The organism is Methylobacterium sp. E-065 (genome assembly GCF_022829605.1).
Lineage (GTDB): Bacteria > Pseudomonadota > Alphaproteobacteria > Rhizobiales > Beijerinckiaceae > Methylobacterium.
In genome coordinates, this window is sequence record NZ_JAKSYD010000164.1 from 1 (window position 1) to 17,408 (window position 17,408).

Here is a 17,408-nt window from a genome sequence, read left to right on the forward strand (position 1 = left end):
AGCAGCACGACCGACAAGCTGAAGGGTCTGGCCAACGAGGCCGTCGGCAACGTCAAGCAGGCGGCCGGCCAGGTGACCGGCAACGACAAGCTGGTGGCCGAGGGCAAGGTGCAGGAGCTGAAGGGCGAGGCGCAGAAGACCACGGGCGACGTCAAGGACGGCGCCAAGTCCCTCGCCGACAAGATCACCGGCAAGCACTGACCATACATATGCTGCGGGTGATGCGTGGGCCCGCCGCGCATCACCCAAATCGAGTGTTTCGCCACGCCAATAAGCACTGCGAGCGACGAGGCACCCTTCGGGAGCCGAAGGCGGACACACAGGCGCTCCCTCAGCGGACCTCGATCCGTGTGCCGCTCGCTCCATTGAGGAGACGCTTCAAATGGAAGGCGGCCACCCCGTCGTCGGGACGCAGCCCGACCAGGGCGGCGAAGGCCGCCAGGGCGCCGACCTCACCGGCCTCCAGTTTGGCGAAGGCCTTCTGGTACTGGCTCAGTGCCGCATCGTCGTAGGCGGCCTCCGTCAGGGGCTCGAAGGCGCGCAGCGCCTCCTGCTTTCCGCGCAGCATCAGATCGCCGAGCGGTCGGCCTCGGAAGGCCCCGGAACGGGTGACCGCCGTCTCGCTGACGCAGATGCGCGTTCCGAAGGCCTTGTTGGCGTTCTCCAACCGGGCTGACGTGTTGATGGTGTCGCCATAGGCTGTGTAGTCGAAATAGCGGCCACCCCCGAAATTGCCCACGATGGCCGGCCCGGTATGGACGCCGATCCGTGTCATCCCGAACGCGATGCCGCGCTCGTGCCAGCGGGTGCGAAAACCTTCGGCTGCCTGATCGAGGTCAACGGCACAGGCCACCGCCCGGGCTGCGTGGTCCGGCTGGTCCCCGGGCGCGTTGAACAGGACGTGGAGCGCGTCGCCGACGATCTTGGCCACCGTCCCCTCGTGCGCGAACACGACATCGGTCATCTCGGCCAGGTAGCCGTTCAGGATCTCCGCCAGCAGCGTCGGATCGAGGCTCTCGACGAGGCTGGTAAAGCCGGCGATGTCGGTGAACAGGGAGGCCACGTCGCGGCGATGGCCGCCGAGTTCCAGGCCGGAGGCGTCCCCGGCGAGCCGTTCCGCGAGATTCGGCGAGAAGTAGCGCGCCAGCGAGGCATGCGCCCGTTCGGCCAGGGACTTCCGCCGCCGAACCTCGCGCAGCGCAGCGACATGCTGGAGGGTCCGCTCGATTGTCGTCTCCAAGTCGACGAAATCGATCGGCTTCGTCAGGAAATCGAAGGCGCCGCGGTTCATCGCGGTACGAATATTGGCCATGTCCCCGTAGGCCGACACGATGATGGTCGAAGGCCGCTCGGCGAAGTCCTGCAGCTTGGTGAGCAACGTCAGCCCGTCCATGCGCGGCATGTTGATGTCGGACACCACCATGTCGACGTCGTGATGCTCGGCGAGACTGTCCAGCGCCTCCTGCCCATCATGCGCGAACAGGAACGTGACCGCGCCCTGTCGGATCTGGCGACGGAATTTCTGGGTGATCAGCGTTTCGAGGTCCGGCTCGTCGTCGACGACCAGAATCTTGGCGCTGGGCAAACCCTCACTCATGCCGTCCCCGCGCGCAGGGCGAGCCGCCGTTCGATCTCGGCCTTGAGCAGGGTGAAATCGATCGGTTTGGTGATCAGCCCGACCGCTCCGGCGGCCTCGGCCCGCTCGCGGGTCTCGGCGTCGCCATAGGCGGTGATCATGATCACCGGCACGTCGGGCTGCGCCATACGCACCAGCGGCAGCAATTCGAGCCCGGTCATGCCGGGCATGTTGATGTCGGAAAACATCAGGAGCAGGTTCGGGCCGTTGGTCGTCTTCACCCGCTCCAGGGCCTCGGCGGCCGAATGCGCGAAGGCCATCTCGAAGCGGCCGGCGCGCAGCTCGCGGCGGAATTGCTGCCGGAACAGCTCGGTGACGTCGGGTTCGTCGTCGACGACGAGGATCAGGACATTCATGGCTGGCTCTCGGGCTCGCGCGCCGGCACGCCCGCGCTGGCGGCCGCGGTCGCTGCGCCGCCGCGCGGCAGCGTGATCGTGAATTCGGTGAACTGACCGGGCTCGGTGGCGACGTCGAGCGTCCCGCCATGCTGCTTCGCCACGATATCGTGGCTGAGCGACAGGCCGAGCCCCGTTCCCTCACCCGCCGGCTTCGTGGTGAAGAACGGGTCGAACATCTTGGCCTTGACGCCCTCAGGGATCCCCGTCCCATTGTCCCGGACGCGGATCTCGACAGTGTCGCCGCGGTCGCACGTGGCGACCGCCAGAGTCGGCGCGTAGCCGGGCTCGGCCCCGTCGGTCCGCTTCTCGGTGGCGTAGAACCCGTTCGACATCAGGTTCAGGAGCACGCGCGTGATTTCCTGCGGGTAAATGTCGGCCAACCCGGCCGCCGGATCGAAATCGCGCACCAGGGTCACGTTGAAGCTCGGCTTGGCGGCGCGGGCGCCGTGATAGGCGAGGTTCAAACTTTCCTCGACCAGGGCATTGATGTCCACGGGGCGGTGCTCGCCGGATCCGGTGCGCGAGTGCAGCAGCATGTTCTTGACGATCGAGTCCGCCCGCTTCCCGTGTTGAACGACCTTGTCGAGGTTGTTCTTCAGAAGCTCGGCGATCTCGTCGGCCTCCGCGCGGATCTTCGGGTCGAGGTCGGTCGCCTGGAGCATCTCGATCAGCTCGTCCACAAGCTCCTTCGAGAGCGACGCGAAGTTGTTCACGAAGTTCAGGGGGTTCTTGATCTCGTGCGCGATGCCGGCCGTCAGTTGACCCAGCGACGCGAGTTTCTCGGACTGGACCAGGCGATTCTGCGTCTTCTGAAGGTCGTCCAGCGAGGTGTTGAGATCGCGGGTCCGTTCCTCGACCTTGGCCTCGAGGGTCTCGTAGGATTCCTGGATCCGGCTCGCCATCGCGTTGAACCGGTGCGCCAGGGTCTCGATCTCGTCGCCCGTGCGGATCACGATGCGCTCCGACAGGTCCCCGGCGCCGAACCGCTCCGCCCCATCCTCGAGCTGGCGGATCGGCACCACCATGCGCCGGGCCAGGAAGGTGCCGGCCACCGTCGCCATCAGCACGCCGAGGCCCATCAGCGACAGGGTCTGGATCACCGACTCGACGAGCGGCTCCATCGCCTCGCGCAACGGCAGCTGCACGAACACGATCCAGCCGAGCCGGGCCACCGAGGCGTGCGCCGCCAGGACGAGGCTGCCGTCGAGCCACTTGACGAGCCCGTAGTCGCGCGCGCCGTCCTTGCCGGGCAGGGCGGCGGCGACGGCCGGCAGACCGGACAGGTCGGTATCGCGCAGCACGAGGCTGAGATCCGGGTGGGCGATCAGCCGTCCGGTCGAGGTGGTGACGAAGGCGTAGCCGCCCTCACCGTTATGGACGGTGCTGACCACATCCCAGATCAGCTTCAGATTGACTTCCGCGACCGTCACCCCGGGTTCGCGCCCGGCATGCGCGACCGCGACCGTCATGTAGGGCTCGGAGCCCCGGCGGAAGTAGACCGGCCCGAACCATGTCTTGTCCTTGAGCGCCTCGGTGAAGCGCGGTGAGGTCGAAAAATCCCTACCGCTCGCGATCACGTCTGGTTCGAGGCGCGAAACCCGCAGTTGCTCTTTCCCGTTCTGGTCGAGATAGGCGGCCTCGGTGATGGCGGGTGCCTGACGCATCAGGCGGATGAAGTCATAGCGCTGCTGGTCCGGCGACAGGCGGCGCCATTCGGCCCGGGTCGTCCACCCGATCTGATTCTCGATCTCGGACGCGAAGGCGTCGACGCGCTCTGCGGCCGCGTGCGCCTTCTCGCGCTGCACCGCGATCGCGTTGTCCTTCGCGTCGTGGAAGTTCAGCGTCAGGTCGACCGCGCCATTGATCAGCAGGACCAGCGTCACCAAGCCGACGAAGGCGACCGCGAACTTCGCCGACAACGGAAGACCGAACCGCCGCGGCCGGGCACCGTGAGGCGCGTCGGGACCCGTCATTCCACAACCTCGTCCGCCTGGGCGAGCAGCGCGGAGGGGATTTCGAAACCGTGGGCCCGCGCGGTCGTCAGATTCACGACGAGGTCGAACCTGGTCGGCGTCTGGACGGGGAGGGCCCCGGGATTGTCGCCGTGGAGGATGCGATCGACGTACAGGGCCGCTCGACGGACGACCTCGGCCGGATCCGGCCCGTACGACATCATGCCCCCGCGCTGGGCGAAGCGCCGGATGGCGAACACGGTCGGGATCCGGTGCCGGGCGGTCAGCGCGACAAGATGGTCGCCGTTGGCCTCGCTGAAAGCGCCCGGTGCCACGATGAGCCCCGCCTGTCCGTGTTGCGCAAGATCCGCGATTACGGGCTCGATATCCGCGGGTTTCTCGGCGACGACGATACTGTGTTCGATCGCAAGGGCGGTTGCGGTGTTCTTGAAGGCGTTCGCGTAGAGGTATCCGCCGCGGATCGTTGCGCTGGGATTCAGCAGCAGGGTGGCGTGCCGGATCGTCGGCACCGCCTCCCGGAGGACGGCGAGCCATTTCCCGCCAAGCGAAGACTCGTACAGGGTGAAACCCGTGATGTTTCCCCCCGGGCGGTTCAGGCTTGCGATCAAGCCATGGCCGACCGGATCGGCCGCTCCGACAAAAACGATCGGGATCCGTCGGGTCAGCCCGGCGACCGCGCGCAACTGTCCGTTGAGATACGTGACGATCACACGCGGTTCGGACCGCACCACTTCAGCGGCGAGCGCACGGACAACTTCGCGATCGGCGCCTTTCCAGCGATGGTCGAGTTCGAGATCGTTCTGTCCGTGATCGCGAAGCGCCGCATCGAACGCCGCCGACAATGCCTGGCCCTCGGCGTCGCCCTCGGGGAACGGCCAGAGTGCCACCACGCGCCTCGACATGTCGGCCCAAGCCGCGAGGGGCGGGCTCGACAGGAGCCAAGGCAACCCAGCGATCACGGTTCGCCGCCTCATCCGATCCTCGAACTCCATCGACCGGCCGGATGGGCCGAGCGGCTTGCACGCGACGCGACCGAATGCCCAGCCCGTAGCGTAGTCCAAGCTCAGCCGTAAGACCACGCGGCAGCCGGAACACGGTTTCTAGAATGACAGTCGCATCCCGCCGACGATGTTGCGTGGCGCACCCGCGAACACCGATCCCGTCGTGCTCGCCAGAACGGCTGCATTGTTCTGAATACCAGTCGTTCCGCTGATCGAGTTCGATAGATTTTGTGCCGACGCGACGTAAGTCGTATCGAAGAGGTTGCGAACTTCGAGATAGAAGCTCAACCTTTTGGCGTATCCGCCGCTCAGCTCGGTCGCGTAGTGCAAGTTGGCGTTGACGACGGCGTATCCCGGAGCATTCAACAGATTGGCGTTGTCGAGATAGAAATCGCCTTGGACGACGGTCTCCACGAAGGCGCCCAGGCCTGCAAGCGGACCAGCCGGCACGTCGTAGCCGATGCGCGCCAGGAGCTGATGGGCCGGCACGCCGGGGATCTGGTTGCCCGCCCGGTCGAACCGCCGCGTCAGGCTGCCGGCACTGAGCTGCTCGCTGTATCGCGTGTAGATCTGGTCGTCGAAACCATAGGCCAGCGTCCCGCGCCAGCCGGGAGCGAAGGCCCAGTCGGCGCCGACCTCGATCCCGCGATGCTCGGAAGCCGGTGCGTTGAACGTGTAGGTCTGCAGGCCTGCACCGGGCGATTGCGAGACCAGCTCGTTGCGGAAGAACTCGTAGAACCCGGTCACGCTGAGCCGTACAGTCTCGACCGGGCTCCAATCCGCACCGAGATCGAAGCCGAAATTCTCCTGCGTCTGGAGCTGGGTGTTGTTGCCCGGCATCCCGGCCGCGGTGACGAACAGGTTGGAGGCCGCGGGTGTGGCGTATCCGGTGGCGACCCGGCCGCGAAACGCCCAGGCCTCGTCCGGCCGGTAGACCAGGGCGAGTTCGGGGGCCACGTTGAGGAACGATCGGTCGGCATCGGCAACGGTCCGGGTCGTGCCGCTCGCCGAGTAGCCGAAGGCGAGGTTGCGGCCGGTGATGGCGGTGTTCTCGGCGCTGAGTCCGAGCACGCCGGTCCAGCTTTCCGACAGGGCGAGTTCGAGCCGCGCGCGCCCGCCGAAATTCGATTGGACCGCCGCCTGATCGCCGATCAGCGCCCCGAGCCGCGGGCCGCCATAGGGCGCCCGATTGTAGGTCGCGGTGTGGTTGTCGATCGTGTTGAAGGCGAGCGCCACGTAGCCGACCGCCGGCAGGCCGAACAGGTCGCCGCGCCGCGTGAGGTCGCTCATGACGTTCCACGATGGGAACGACCCCAGGAAGGCATTGACGTAGAACGGCTGATTGAAGTTGCGCTCGTCGAATCCGACTTGCGTCCGCCAGGTGGTGAAGGCGTCGAGATCATGCTCCCAGCGCGCCGCCACCACGGTGCGGCGGTCGTTGCGGCCGAAGCCGCCCTCGTCGGCGGTGACCGGCACCGTGGCGCCGAAGGCACCGTTGCGGAACAGGGCGAACGTCGTGCAGCCGGGCGCCGCGCTCGCTGCAGCGGCACAGCCGCGCTGATACGGGTTGGTGCGGTACTGCGCCAACGAGGACCGGGCCGCGAGATTGGTGTCGAGCGTGTTGTTGATCACCTTGAGGGTGAAGCGATTGTCCGGCGTCGGGGTGTAGCTGGCGAGCAGGTTGATGGTCTGGGTGTCGTAGGCGGAATGGTCCTGATAGCCGTTGGCCCGGACATCGCTGGCGAACAGGCTGATCTCGACCGGGCCGCTGACGCCGCCGACCGTGAAGGAGTGGCTGAGATAGCTGAAGCTGCCGGCATCGACCCCGATCTCGTAGCCGTCGATCTCCCGGCCGGTCCGGGTGCGGAACGCGATCGCGCCGCCGGTGGCGTAATTGCCGAACAGCGGTGATTGCGGCCCGCGGAACACGTCGATGCGGCTGTAGGCCCGGGGATCGGTGAGATCGAAGCGCGAGGCTCCGTCCGGCTGGGTCAGGACGAACCCGTCCTCCAGCACGACCGTGTTCTTGATCACGCCGGTGGAGCGGGCGTTGTTGCCGCGGATCGAGATGACCACGTCGCGGCCGCCATTGCCCTGGCGCACGGTGACGCCGGGGCTGTTGACCAGCACCGAGCCGATGCTGGTCGCGGGCCGGTCCGCGATGGTGTTGGCACGGCCGATGCCGGTGACGACTTCGCCGACCGGGTGCTCGATGACGACGGGTGCCGAACCCGGCGGTGCGGCCACGCCGAAGGCGGCCGGACCGGCCCGGCCATTGGCGGGCTGCGCCTCGCCCTCCACGGAGAGTTCCTCCAGCGTTACGGAGGTCTCCGCGATCGCGGGGATCGGGCTGCCGGCAAGCAACAGGGCGAGGGAGCCGCGGCGCAAAGCGGCTGAATCCAGGGACATCGCATGGTCTCGTCTGATCGAGGGTGGCGGACGGCGGACAGCCATCCGGTGCGGACGGGAGCGATCAGGCGGCGGCGGGTGGCGCGCGGGGACGGGCGGACCATCGGGATGGAGGCTGGCCATAGACGGGCGGCGGGATGGGCCAAGCCACCGCGCGCCAGCTCAGCCTGCGCGCGAGGGTCGATCCGTTCGGGACAGGAGGCGGTGCCAATCCGGCACGACAAAGCTGGCACAGGGCACATGCCGGCGCCTGCGAATCCTGCTGATCGACCGAGGCGGCCGCACCGTCATCATCCGGCCCGTGGCCACACAGGATCCCGATCGGCAGGTCCGCGCGCGCGCTTAGCATCATCCGCAGCGCCGCGACCGGCGCCAGCGCCTGGACCCAGAGGGCGAGCGCGATCAGCGCGATGCCGAGGAGGCCCGGCCTTCGGCCAATGGGTTTCGGAGGGAGCAGCACGGGCATCGAGCCCGTCCGACCCGCCTTAGGCCCGGACCCTTCGTCGGAGGCGCTGCGCCACGCGGTCGAGGCCGAGCATCCCTAGAATGGCGAGACCGGTCAGCGGGAACAGCGCGCCGAGGCCAGCCACCAGCAGCGTCACCGTGGCGACCACGCGTCGGTCCCGGGGCCAGGGCGGTACGCCGAGGCCGCCGGCCGGCCGCCGTTTCCACCACATCGTCCCGGCGGTGACGGCGAGGAGGATCGTGGCGAGGCAGAAGGCCAGCATGGCGAACTGGTTTGCGCGGCCCCAATGCTCCCCCTTGTGAATGCCGATCCCATACTGGATCGCCCGGCCGACGGGGCCGAGATCAGCGAAGCGGACGTCGAGCAGCGATGCACCGGTATACTGATCGAGGGCGATGACCCGCTGGCGGGTGACGTCGCGGGGGTAGACCGAGGCGGCATAGACCCCATCGTCCCCGACCGGCAGCGCGAGCTCATAGCCCCGCGGCATCCCGCGTTCGGCGAGGATCGCGGCTGCCCGGTCTATCCCGAGGGACTGAGTCGACGCGGCGGTGGGAGCGGAGCGTGGGACCGGTGCATCCTCCAGGGTCCAGCCCGGCTCGGATAGGCGCTCGCGCAGCGGCACCATCGAGACCGGTTGATGCGCCCAGAGGGCGGCGGGCTGGCCGAGGCCCGCGGCGTTCGACCAGCCGCGCAGCTGCTGGCCCCACCAGATCGACCAGGGCAGTCCGGTGAGCGCCAGAAATAGCAGGCCGCCCCCCGCCAGAAGACCGGTGACGGCGTGCAGATCGCGCCACCAGACCCGCTGCCGCGGCGTCCCGCGCATGCTGATCACACCCCCGTCCCGGCCGCGGGGCCACCAGAGATAGGCGCCCGTCAGCACGAGGATCACCGCGAAACCGGCCACCACCTCGATCGCCGCGTTCGCGATTGGGCCGAGATAGGCCAGACTGTGTAACCCCCGGACGACGACCATGAACTCCTGGTCGCGGGCCACGCGATCCAGCACGGCGCCGGTATAGGGATCGAGGTAGACGAGGATCCGGTGATCCCCCGCCGCGAGGGTGACGAGGGCGGACGTCTCGGGCGTGGCGGGATCGGTATACGATACCGGTCCGGCGTCCGGCACGGCCTGCATCGCGTTGAAGATCAGGCGGTCCGGACCGAGGGGCGGCGTCTCGCGGGCCGGCACGCGCGTCCTGTAGGCGAACAGGCGGCCGTTGATCTCGTCCTTGAACAGGTAGAGCGATCCCGTCGCCGACAGGGTGATCAGGAACGGCAGGCAGAACAGGCCCGCGTAGAAGTGCCAGCGCCAGACGGCGCGATAGATCGCCTCGCGCGAGGTACGCAGCGCGGTACGCGCCCCATAGGCGGGGGCGCTCCCGGAAACGACGGTCGACATGGGTATGGGTCCGGGCCTGAGCGATCGGGGCGAGATCGTCAGGCGGCGGGCGGACCTCGCGCTGTGCCGGGGCGCGGCGGCGGACCGGTTCTCGGAAGCTCGGCTTCGGGACGCCAAATGACCTGGACGACCGGTGCGATGGACGAAGCCGGCGCGGCCGACACGGAGATCGGCAGGGCCAGGTTGCCCGCCTGCACCAGCGTGCAACAGGCGTGGATGTGGATGCTGATCGGCCCGTGGTCCGGATCGCCTGCCGGATGCTCGGCGCACAGGACGGCACCGGGTGCCGCGAAGGCGCGGGCGGGTACGGCGAAGCCCAGGAAGGCCTGGAGCAGCAGCGCGTAGAGCGCGACCACTGAGAGGATCGCGCGGCCTTGAACCGTCCGGGGCAGGCGCCTGCGCATGCGGCGATCTAGGCGCCGGCGGCGGCGCGCGTCAATGCGCGGCCCGCCGCCGTGCCCCGAGCCTAGCGCCATTACGGCATCACGGGCGGATGGTAGGTCAGCGTGAAGGCGAGCGCCCAAAGCAGGAACAGCACCAGTGGCAGGTGCACGATCAACTGGAGGAAGCTGAAACCCACGATGTCGCGTGCCTTCAGTCCGAGGATGCCGACCAGCGGCAACATCCAGAACGGGTTGATCAGGTTCGGCAGCGCCTCGGCGGCATTGTAGATCATCACCGCCCAGCCGAGATGGACCTTCAGCTCGTTGGCCGCCTGCAGCACATAGGGCGCCTCCAGCAGCCATTTGCCGCCGCCCGACGGCACGAAGAATCCGAGGATCGCCGAGTAGACGCCCATGGTCAGCGGGAACGTCCCGGCGGTGTTGAGGCTGACGAAGGCGTGGGTGATCGCATCCGACGCGGAGGCGCCAGCGGCGTTCTTCGGTCCGGTCAGCATGCCGCTGATGGCGGCGTAGAGCGGGTACTGGATCAGGATGCCGGCGGTGGCCGGGACCGACTTCGCGACCGCCGCGAGAAAGCGCTTCGGCCGCCAGTGCAGCAGCAGGCCGAGGGTGAGGAACAGCAGGTTGTAGGTATTGAGATTCGAGATCGCCACGATCCAGGATTGGCGGGCGAATTCCTGCGCGATCCACCCGCCCGCGATCACCACGAGGAGGATCGTCAGGATCGGCGAATGCTCCAGCCACTCGCCGGGTTGGCGGGCGGGTGGGATGTCGCTCGCCTCACGTGCGACCGGGACACCCAGCGTCTCGGCCGTGACGGCCGTTTCGCGGCGGGGGGCGGAGGCGTAGGCTATCGCCACCGAGACGACGAACAGGATCGCGGCGATCAGCATGGATTGCCACAGGAAGATCGTCTCGCTGAACGGGATCACACCCGAGATGGCGAGCAAATTCTTGGTCAGGCTCGCCAGGTTCGCCTGCAGCTGCGCCGCCGAGGAGCTGAGCCCGAGCGCCCAGGTGGCTCCGAGCCCGAGATAGGCGGCCGCACCCGCGGCCCGGTAATCCATGCGCAGGTCCGTGCGGCGGGCCAGCGCCCGGACGAGCAGACCGCCGAAGATCAGGCTGAGTCCCCAGCTGATGAACGAGGAGATCATCGTCGCGCCGGCCACGAAGCCGACCGCGCCCCGCCCGGTCTTCGGAATCTGCGCCAGCCGTTCGATCAGAGCCTGCATGGGCGGCGACGTGGCGACGACGTAACCACCGATGGTGACGAACACCATCTGCATGGTGAAGGGGATCAGGCTCCAGAACCCGTCGCCGAAGCTCTTGGCGATGGCGGCCGGCGGGGCGCCATTGGCCAGGGCACCGAGGGCGACGATGACCACCGCGATGGACACGAAGATGAACGCGTCCGGGAACCAGCGCTCCGCCCAATTGGTGAACCGGACCCCGAGCCGCTCCAGCGATCCTGCGCTGCCCGTGCTCGGGGCAGACGCGGCGCCGCCCGCGCTATGAACAGGATCGGCTGGGGTGCTCGCCATGGGGTTCCTTTACGACCGGCTCTTTCGGCTGATCGTCCGTGCAGGATGTCGCAACCCGGCCTGACCTCACATCGCGAGCCGGCAAGGACAGGTTATCGCTTGGTGACGCTGCGATGGGCCGCTGTCGAGCCCGATCGCGCCTCTTTGCACAAATGCGCGTTGCGGATCGCGATGCTGCTTCAGGCAGACCGAATCGTTCAGTCCTCCTGAGCGTGGCAGCCCATAAAAAAACCCGCCAAGTGCATGACCTGGCGGGCGAAACGAGATGGCTGGGGGACCTGGATTCGAACCAGGACTAGAGGAGTCAGAGTCCACCGTTCTACCGTTAAACTATCCCCCAATCGGCCGGAGGCCGTATCCATTCGTCTTGACGACGGTCGGACCGGCCGCGCTGCGAACAGCGGCGTCTGGCGTGGGCGGTGGGATAGGCGGATTGGTCTCGCAGGTCAACCACCGTTCTCCGGTTGACGGGGGATCCGCCGCCGCCGTAACCGTTGACTTGCGGATGCTGCCGGGAAGGGTGGCCGAGTGGTTTAAGGCAGCGGTCTTGAAAACCGCCGTGGGGGCAACTCTACCGTGGGTTCGAATCCCACCCCTTCCGCCAGCATGCGTCGGCCTCGATGGGATCGCCACGGGCCGGAAAGCCAGACTGAAGCGCTGCATCTATCTGCGATCCCGATCCGTATCGCGCCCGCGAAAGCATCGGTCGGTTCGCAGAGCGCTCCATCGGGCTCTATCTTTGCGTCTCGCAAGTCGTCTTTCGATGGCAACTGCTGAGCAATGCTGGGATATCCAGTGACTAGATCGCCTGTGCCCTAGGACAGGCTCACGTATACGTCGCGGTTGCCGTGGCTCAGCCATGCACCCCGGTTTGGAAACCGCTCCCAATGACGCTTGGTACGGTCCCGAACTCATTGCCAAAAACCGATAAGGATCAAGTCCGACTACCGGGCGGGCGGCAATCAGGCGCCCAGACGCCGCTGTGCGACCCTCGGAGCGGGAGACACCGGCTCGCCCTGTTCCGCCACGTCCCGGAGTGCCGCGACCATGATACCGGTCTGCGCGTCGAGTTCGCGGTGCTGCCGGTCATGTCGAAGAGCGCGCCACGCCATAAAGCATCCGACCAGAGCCGTTGCCGAACTCGCCGCGAGGGACGCGCCAACGGCTACCGCCCATGCCCCGAGAGGAAGGAAGGCAATCGCGGCCAGGAAACCGGTGCCGAGTGCGACGGACAACAGGACGATCATCGAAGCCGCGCCCCACCCAATTAAAACTGCTTCTGCAACAGCCTCCATGTGACTACGCTGGCGCGGTTAATCGAGGGTCAACACTGGGTCTCTGTTTCTAAAACCCGCCAAGCCCCAATTCTCATCGATCACCGCGTCCAGAATTACTGAGGTCGCGGATTTGAGCGCGATGCGGTCTCGCGGATTGTCGCCGCGCGACCGAGGCGCAAGCTTGCGTCGGTTCAGTGTCCGATGGAGCGCGGGAACGTGTGGATCGATCGTATGACAGGCCACAATCATCAAATCGGTGCCGGGCGTTAGGCTGCCCAAACCTGTTCTGACCTAGTAAGAATCTGTCATATCTAGTACGTATCGATCACTTGTCGGTATCCGCTACACGGTATACAATGCGCACGGCCGAAGCGTTGATAGAGGCTGACATGGCCGTCGAAGACTCCTCCGCTGGGCGCCTGGTCGAGATCGCAGCACTCCTGGGTTGCCCGGTCGAGAGCTTCTACGCACCCGGCGAAGATGCGTTCAATGTCGGTATGACCAGCGAGCTGCTGAGCCTCTGGAGCAGAATCCGGCAGCCGGAGGTTCGTCAGCGCATCCTTGAAATCGTGCGGCACGAGACGGGGCGTGACGTCGTTGCGCCTGAGGCCGCTGAGTAGCAGGCCCGCTGTTTGGGTTGGCGGCCGAAGCCGCAAAATTCCTGAACTGTCACCGCGGGGGGTCGCGCATCGGTTCGATGCCGGAATGGCCTGATGCCCCGATGCCCGTTCGACCTGGTCGCTGCCACCCCTGAAGCCTGACTCCGCTCGCCCGAAGCCGCAGCTTTCTTCTGCCTGTCCGCTGGTGACGGACGTTGGTCGGAACGGCGCCGATCGGAGACGCATATGAAAAAGCCGGCCGGGGATGACCCCGGCCGGCTGCTATGTTGATCGAGGGCTGTCTTAGAGCCGGTCCCGGGCCGGTTGCGACGGGTTTGCGGGTGGCGCGTTGGTGGGTGAAGGAGCTTGCTCATGCCTTCACCCCTGTCTGTGGACCTGCGCGAGCGTGTCGTGGCTGCGGTGGTGGCGGGTGCCTCCTACCATCGCGCCGCAGCCCGCTTCGGGGTCAGCGTGTCGAGCGCCAGCCGCTGGTCGGAGCGTTTCCGCCACGAGGGCCAACTCGCCTCCAAGCCGATGGGCGGCGATCATACCTCGAAGCGCATTGAGGCGCATGCCGGGCTGATCCTAAAGATCTCCAAGCAGGAGCCGCGTCTTTTCCTGCGCGAGCTGCGCGATCGGCTGGCTGAGCAGGGTATCCAGACCAGCACGAGCGGCCTGTCGCGCTTCTTTGCCCGCCACGGGATTAGCTGGAAAAAGGGGCGACGTACGCAGCTGAGCAGGAGCGCGCGGACGTAAGGGCTGCTCGCGAGGCGTGGTTCGACGCACAGCCCGAGCTCGATCCGGATCGGCTGGTGTTCCTGGATGAGACAGCGGCTGCCACCAACATGGCGCGACGCTATGGTTGGGCTCCGCGCGGCGAGCGTTGCCGGCTTGCAGCCCCGTTGGGCCACTACAAAACCACCACCGTCACCGCCGCCCTGCGCACCAGTGGACTGTGTGCCACCGCGTTATTGGACGGTCCCACGAACGGCAGGCGCTTCCGCAGCTACGTCACCGAGACCCTGATCCCAGTGCTGCAGCCGGGCGACATCGTCGTCATGGACAACCTGCCTGCCCACAAGGTCGCCGGCGTACAGGACGCGATCGAGGCCGCAGGAGCGCGGCTGCTCTACCTTCCGTCCTACAGCCCTGATTTCAACCCGATTGAGCAGGCCTTCGCGAAACTCAAGGCGCTGCTACGTAGCGCGGCAGCCCGCACGATCCCGGATCTCTGGGCGGAGATCCGTCAGGCATTCACGCGCTTCACTCCGCAGGAGTGTCGCAACTACCTCGCCGCAGCCGGCTACGAGGACGACTTGGCCGTCGCTACCTGACCGGGAACAGCTCTAATCGCCCCGCCTCCTCGCGCCATGCATCGCGCTCGCCTTTCAGATACGAGTGCCGTCGTCCTTCGGTGGCTTGCCGCACCTAAACCGAGCCACACGCCAGCGGTCATGCTCAGCCTGCCAAGCAGCCATGCTCGGCTGGGCAATCATCAGACACTGCTGGGGAGACGAAATTTCGGTGAAATGCTGAACCCGCATTTCGCAGTGCGTCGGGTTCGAAGCGAGACAAGTCAGGAAGTACAGCGGGTAGAGCATGATAGGCTCCAGCGGCGTGAGGCTTCCTCGGCGGTTTCTATGTTGGACCGGACGGCACCCGCAAGTCGCGTGCCGCCAGCAGTGTCATCGAATGAGATACAATTCTGATTTTATTGGGGCGGGCAGCAGAGCAATACCATAAACCCGACTGCATGGAGGGAGGTCCTCAACTCTCCTCCCAAATGACAGAGAATTTAGCCGACGCGCCTCGCTGCAGCCAGCCTCTCGATTTCATAACGCTACGCATCGCGCTCGCACCGCCTTGACGTGGGCGTGCAGGTGGTTGGCGTCGATCGCGGTCGTTATCACCGCGACTGCGCCGGCGAGGCCGCACCATGGCCGAGGGGCATCGGACCCCGGTGCTGCTCTTCCGGCGCGCGGCCGGAGCCGATCGCTAAGGGGGTATAGTGGGGCGAGATGGTTAATGGGCCAGTTCGGCAGTGCGTGATCTGACTTGTACGATGGCCTTAGAGATAGCAGTCCGTCGCTCGCTGTAGGCCGGTGCCGTCATCGGGTAGTCGAACGGCAAACCGAAGCGCTGGCGGTAGGTAGCTGGAGTCAAGCCATGACGGCTTAGGTGCCTCTTGAGCGTTTTATAGATCCGGCCGTCGAGAAAGCTTTTGATGCCATCACGGCTTATTGAGTCTCTGATCTCGCTGGCACTTAGCTTCTGCGTAATTTCATTATTTGATCTAAATTTAGGGTCTGAAATCCTTGATAATTCAGCGTGGACGTTGGCAAGCAGTGCGGGAAGCTCAGCTGATGCCACATGGTTGTTCGAGATGTAGGCCGAAACGATTTCGCTGACCGATCCTATCAGGTTCGGGGCACGGCTTATCCTATTGACGGACGGCATCGATCGTACCTTTGATTGCATTACATGATATACACAACTATTGATTGTAATTGCAAATAAGGTGTTACTGACCGCGTGGATCGAGAAGGTTACCGATCCTGCGCGCGTCGCAGCTTAAGCGCCAGGATCAGCGCGCTAGGCCAGAATACGAGGCTGAGCAGGGCGATCGGGATGATGGGACGACCCTTCCACCAGACGATCATCACCGGCAAGAACAAGCCTGAAATCACCACTGCGAGGAAGGCCCAGAACTGAAGGTCAGATAGGTCCATGTGAGATCCGTAGCAGCCCTCTGCCGCTACGCTTTCTTCACGCTGGGTGGCACAGTCCCGCCACCATGCCGATCCGGCCCGAGCACCGCTTCTTCTACCCCATCGACTGGGCGCAACTCTCGGCCGTGATCCGGTTCGGGCGGGCGAAAGGCTGCTGCGAGGGCTGCGGACGGCCACACGGGCGGATCATCTACCACCTCGGCGACGGCCGCTGGTGGGACGCGCAAGCCGGCCGGTGGCGCGATGGGTGGGGCAGGCGGATCCGGATAGCTGCGGAAGCCGACATCCTAGGCCGTGCCCGTCGGACCCGGGTGGTGTTGGCCGCAGCCCATCGGGACCACGACACCTCGAACAACGCGGACGCCAATCTCGCGGCCTTCTGCCAGCGGTGTCACATGATCCACGACCGGCCGGAGCATCAGAGGCGGCGCTGGCGAACGCTGTTCCGGCGGAAGGCGTTGGGCGACCTGTTCGGCGGCCCATACGCCTGAAAGACTGCTCGCACGGACCGTTTAGCCGTCAACTCGCCTGATCGAGATCCAGGTTATGGATAAGGTCGCCGATCGGATCACCTTCGGCAGCCTTCCCATGCGGAGCTGAAGGCACGAGCTCGCCCGACAGTCTCGGCACTGTCCGAGTTCCAGGGGGCGGCGTCACCGTCGCACGGTGCGCCAGAAGTGTCGCGCTGTCTGCCATCAGCATCGCAGGTTCGCTGCTGCTGAGTTTCGTCGGCGGGTCGGTCCAAGCGGTGGAATTGGATGGTGCCTCAATAGCCACCGTGACGACCCGGGCCCTGCGATCCGACCGCTCATAATTGCCCGGATGCAGGACATGCGCGGCGGCGACAAGGCCGACTACTGCGATCGCCGTGACGGCAAGAGTGGATCGGTAGTGTTCCATACCGACAGAACAAACGGTCAAGCTCGCCGTTCCGGCCGATCACACATGATAGCTAACCGTGACTTTACATCCGCAGCAGGGCCGGCTCGTGGTCGTAGACATCACGCGGAAGGGCTTGGAGCCACGCCTCCAATGAAGGATGCTATAGCCGCCACCATGGGCGTACCCCTGTTCCTCATGAGCTGACCGGCTTTTTCTAATGCTACACTTCGGTCGGTCCGACCACTCGGAGTTTTAATCCCCGTCGCCACGTGCCTGGCGGCACGTCACGAAGATAAGGCGCTTCCCATCTGAGGATCACACGGGAGACGACGGGGCCGGATAAGCTGGCCCGGCCCCGAGGAGATTGAGAAACGCCATGACGACGACCCGCTTTGCTACGCTGGCCGCCGCCCTCGCCTTCACCGCCGCCGCGCTTTCGCCCGCCGCAGCCGCCCCGCGTCCCACTGCCTGGACCGGTGTGCAGCCCTACGGCATCGAGGCCACTGGCTCGCTCGGCGCCCCGGCCGGCGGGCTGGTTGGGTACGAAAACAACCCCTACACCTGCCCGATGAGCTCGGCCGCCGAGGGCAACGCCACTCAGCATCACTTCCCCGTAAAGCAGCACGGTCAGACCTCTGGTGGCAACACATTCTGATGTAGCTGAAGCATGTCTCGTACCCGAGCATCTGCC

General features: G+C 66.0%; 18 protein-coding genes and 2 tRNA genes. 6 read left to right on the plus strand and 14 right to left on the minus strand.

From position 1 onward, the window contains the following. On the plus strand, positions 1 to 201 hold a 201-nt coding region (locus tag MKK84_RS21345), incomplete at its 5' end, for a CsbD family protein (RefSeq protein WP_243923336.1). A gap of 130 nt (positions 202 to 331) precedes the next feature. Here the strand turns inward: MKK84_RS21345 and MKK84_RS21350 are convergent. From MKK84_RS21350 to MKK84_RS21395, 10 genes are all read right to left on the minus strand, one after another. Continuing rightward, on the minus strand, positions 332 to 1,597 hold the full coding sequence (locus tag MKK84_RS21350; RefSeq protein WP_243923338.1) for an adenylate/guanylate cyclase domain-containing protein: 1,266 nt from the start codon (positions 1,595 to 1,597) through the stop codon (positions 332 to 334). Beyond that, the gene (locus tag MKK84_RS21355) at positions 1,594 to 1,992 is read right to left on the minus strand and encodes a response regulator (RefSeq protein ID WP_243923340.1); all 399 of its coding nucleotides are present in this window, start codon (positions 1,990 to 1,992) and stop codon (positions 1,594 to 1,596) included. Before MKK84_RS21355 ends, MKK84_RS21350 begins: the two co-directional genes overlap by 4 nt. Further along, entirely contained in the window at positions 1,989 to 4,007 is a 2,019-nt protein-coding gene (locus MKK84_RS21360; protein ID WP_243923353.1) for an ATP-binding protein, read from the minus strand. The genes MKK84_RS21355 and MKK84_RS21360 overlap by 4 nt, the downstream gene beginning before the upstream one ends. Further along, positions 4,004 to 4,981: an ABC transporter substrate-binding protein gene (locus tag MKK84_RS21365; RefSeq protein WP_243923355.1), complete on the minus strand. Its 978-nt coding sequence runs from the start codon at positions 4,979 to 4,981 to the stop codon at positions 4,004 to 4,006. Before MKK84_RS21365 ends, MKK84_RS21360 begins: the two co-directional genes overlap by 4 nt. 126 nt (positions 4,982 to 5,107) lie before the next feature. After that, positions 5,108 to 7,417 carry a TonB-dependent receptor family protein gene (locus MKK84_RS21370; protein ID WP_243923358.1) on the minus strand — a complete coding sequence of 770 codons (2,310 nt, stop codon included), beginning with the start codon at positions 7,415 to 7,417 and terminating at the stop codon, positions 5,108 to 5,110. Between the two features lie 64 nt (positions 7,418 to 7,481). After that, entirely contained in the window at positions 7,482 to 7,883 is a 402-nt protein-coding gene (locus tag MKK84_RS21375; RefSeq protein WP_243923360.1) for a DUF2946 family protein, read from the minus strand. Positions 7,884 to 7,902: 19 nt separating this feature from the next. Further along, on the minus strand, positions 7,903 to 9,285 hold the full coding sequence (locus MKK84_RS21380) for a PepSY-associated TM helix domain-containing protein (RefSeq protein WP_243923362.1): 1,383 nt from the start codon (positions 9,283 to 9,285) through the stop codon (positions 7,903 to 7,905). A 38-nt stretch (positions 9,286 to 9,323) separates the two neighbouring features. Then, positions 9,324 to 9,689 carry a hypothetical protein gene (locus MKK84_RS21385; RefSeq protein ID WP_243923364.1) on the minus strand — a complete coding sequence of 122 codons (366 nt, stop codon included), beginning with the start codon at positions 9,687 to 9,689 and terminating at the stop codon, positions 9,324 to 9,326. 71 nt (positions 9,690 to 9,760) lie between these two features. Continuing rightward, positions 9,761 to 11,230, minus strand: a complete 1,470-nt coding sequence (locus MKK84_RS21390) for a short-chain fatty acid transporter (RefSeq protein ID WP_243923366.1) — start codon at positions 11,228 to 11,230, stop codon at positions 9,761 to 9,763. 266 nt (positions 11,231 to 11,496) lie between these two features. Continuing rightward, positions 11,497 to 11,570, minus strand: a tRNA-Gln gene (locus MKK84_RS21395). Positions 11,571 to 11,744: 174 nt separating this feature from the next. On the opposite strand from MKK84_RS21395, the gene MKK84_RS21400 reads away from it, so the two are divergent. The 3 genes from MKK84_RS21400 to MKK84_RS21410 all read left to right on the plus strand — a co-directional run bounded on the left by MKK84_RS21400 (position 11,745) and on the right by MKK84_RS21410 (position 14,440). Next, positions 11,745 to 11,834 (plus strand) — tRNA-Ser (locus MKK84_RS21400). Between the two features lie 1,062 nt (positions 11,835 to 12,896). After that, positions 12,897 to 13,127: a hypothetical protein gene (locus tag MKK84_RS21405; RefSeq protein WP_243923368.1), complete on the plus strand. Its 231-nt coding sequence runs from the start codon at positions 12,897 to 12,899 to the stop codon at positions 13,125 to 13,127. A 351-nt stretch (positions 13,128 to 13,478) separates the two neighbouring features. Then, positions 13,479 to 14,440 (plus strand): IS630 family transposase gene (locus tag MKK84_RS21410; RefSeq protein ID WP_243923370.1). Its coding sequence is split into 2 segments (ribosomal slippage): positions 13,479 to 13,827 and positions 13,827 to 14,440, totalling 963 coding nucleotides; the frame shifts between segments, so codons are not numbered across the junction. Between the two features lie 54 nt (positions 14,441 to 14,494). Here the strand turns inward: MKK84_RS21410 and MKK84_RS21415 are convergent. The 3 genes from MKK84_RS21415 to MKK84_RS21425 form a co-directional block, all read right to left on the minus strand. Beyond that, positions 14,495 to 14,707: a hypothetical protein gene (locus MKK84_RS21415; RefSeq protein ID WP_243923372.1), complete on the minus strand. Its 213-nt coding sequence runs from the start codon at positions 14,705 to 14,707 to the stop codon at positions 14,495 to 14,497. A 421-nt stretch (positions 14,708 to 15,128) separates the two neighbouring features. Then, positions 15,129 to 15,563, minus strand: a complete 435-nt coding sequence (locus MKK84_RS21420; protein ID WP_243923375.1) for a MucR family transcriptional regulator — start codon at positions 15,561 to 15,563, stop codon at positions 15,129 to 15,131. An 89-nt stretch (positions 15,564 to 15,652) separates the two neighbouring features. After that, positions 15,653 to 15,835, minus strand: a complete 183-nt coding sequence (locus MKK84_RS21425) for a hypothetical protein (protein ID WP_243923377.1) — start codon at positions 15,833 to 15,835, stop codon at positions 15,653 to 15,655. 65 nt (positions 15,836 to 15,900) lie between these two features. Between MKK84_RS21425 and MKK84_RS21430 the strand changes: the two genes are divergently transcribed. After that, complete coding sequence (locus tag MKK84_RS21430) at positions 15,901 to 16,326, plus strand: hypothetical protein (protein WP_243923379.1); 426 nt, start codon at positions 15,901 to 15,903, stop codon at positions 16,324 to 16,326. A 28-nt stretch (positions 16,327 to 16,354) separates the two neighbouring features. On the opposite strand, the gene MKK84_RS21435 is transcribed toward MKK84_RS21430, so the two are convergent. Beyond that, the gene (locus MKK84_RS21435; RefSeq protein WP_243923380.1) at positions 16,355 to 16,756 is read right to left on the minus strand and encodes a hypothetical protein; all 402 of its coding nucleotides are present in this window, start codon (positions 16,754 to 16,756) and stop codon (positions 16,355 to 16,357) included. Positions 16,757 to 17,093: 337 nt separating this feature from the next. Between MKK84_RS21435 and MKK84_RS21440 the strand changes: the two genes are divergently transcribed. Continuing rightward, complete coding sequence (locus tag MKK84_RS21440) at positions 17,094 to 17,372, plus strand: hypothetical protein (protein WP_243923382.1); 279 nt, start codon at positions 17,094 to 17,096, stop codon at positions 17,370 to 17,372. Positions 17,373 to 17,408: the final 36 nt, after the last annotated feature.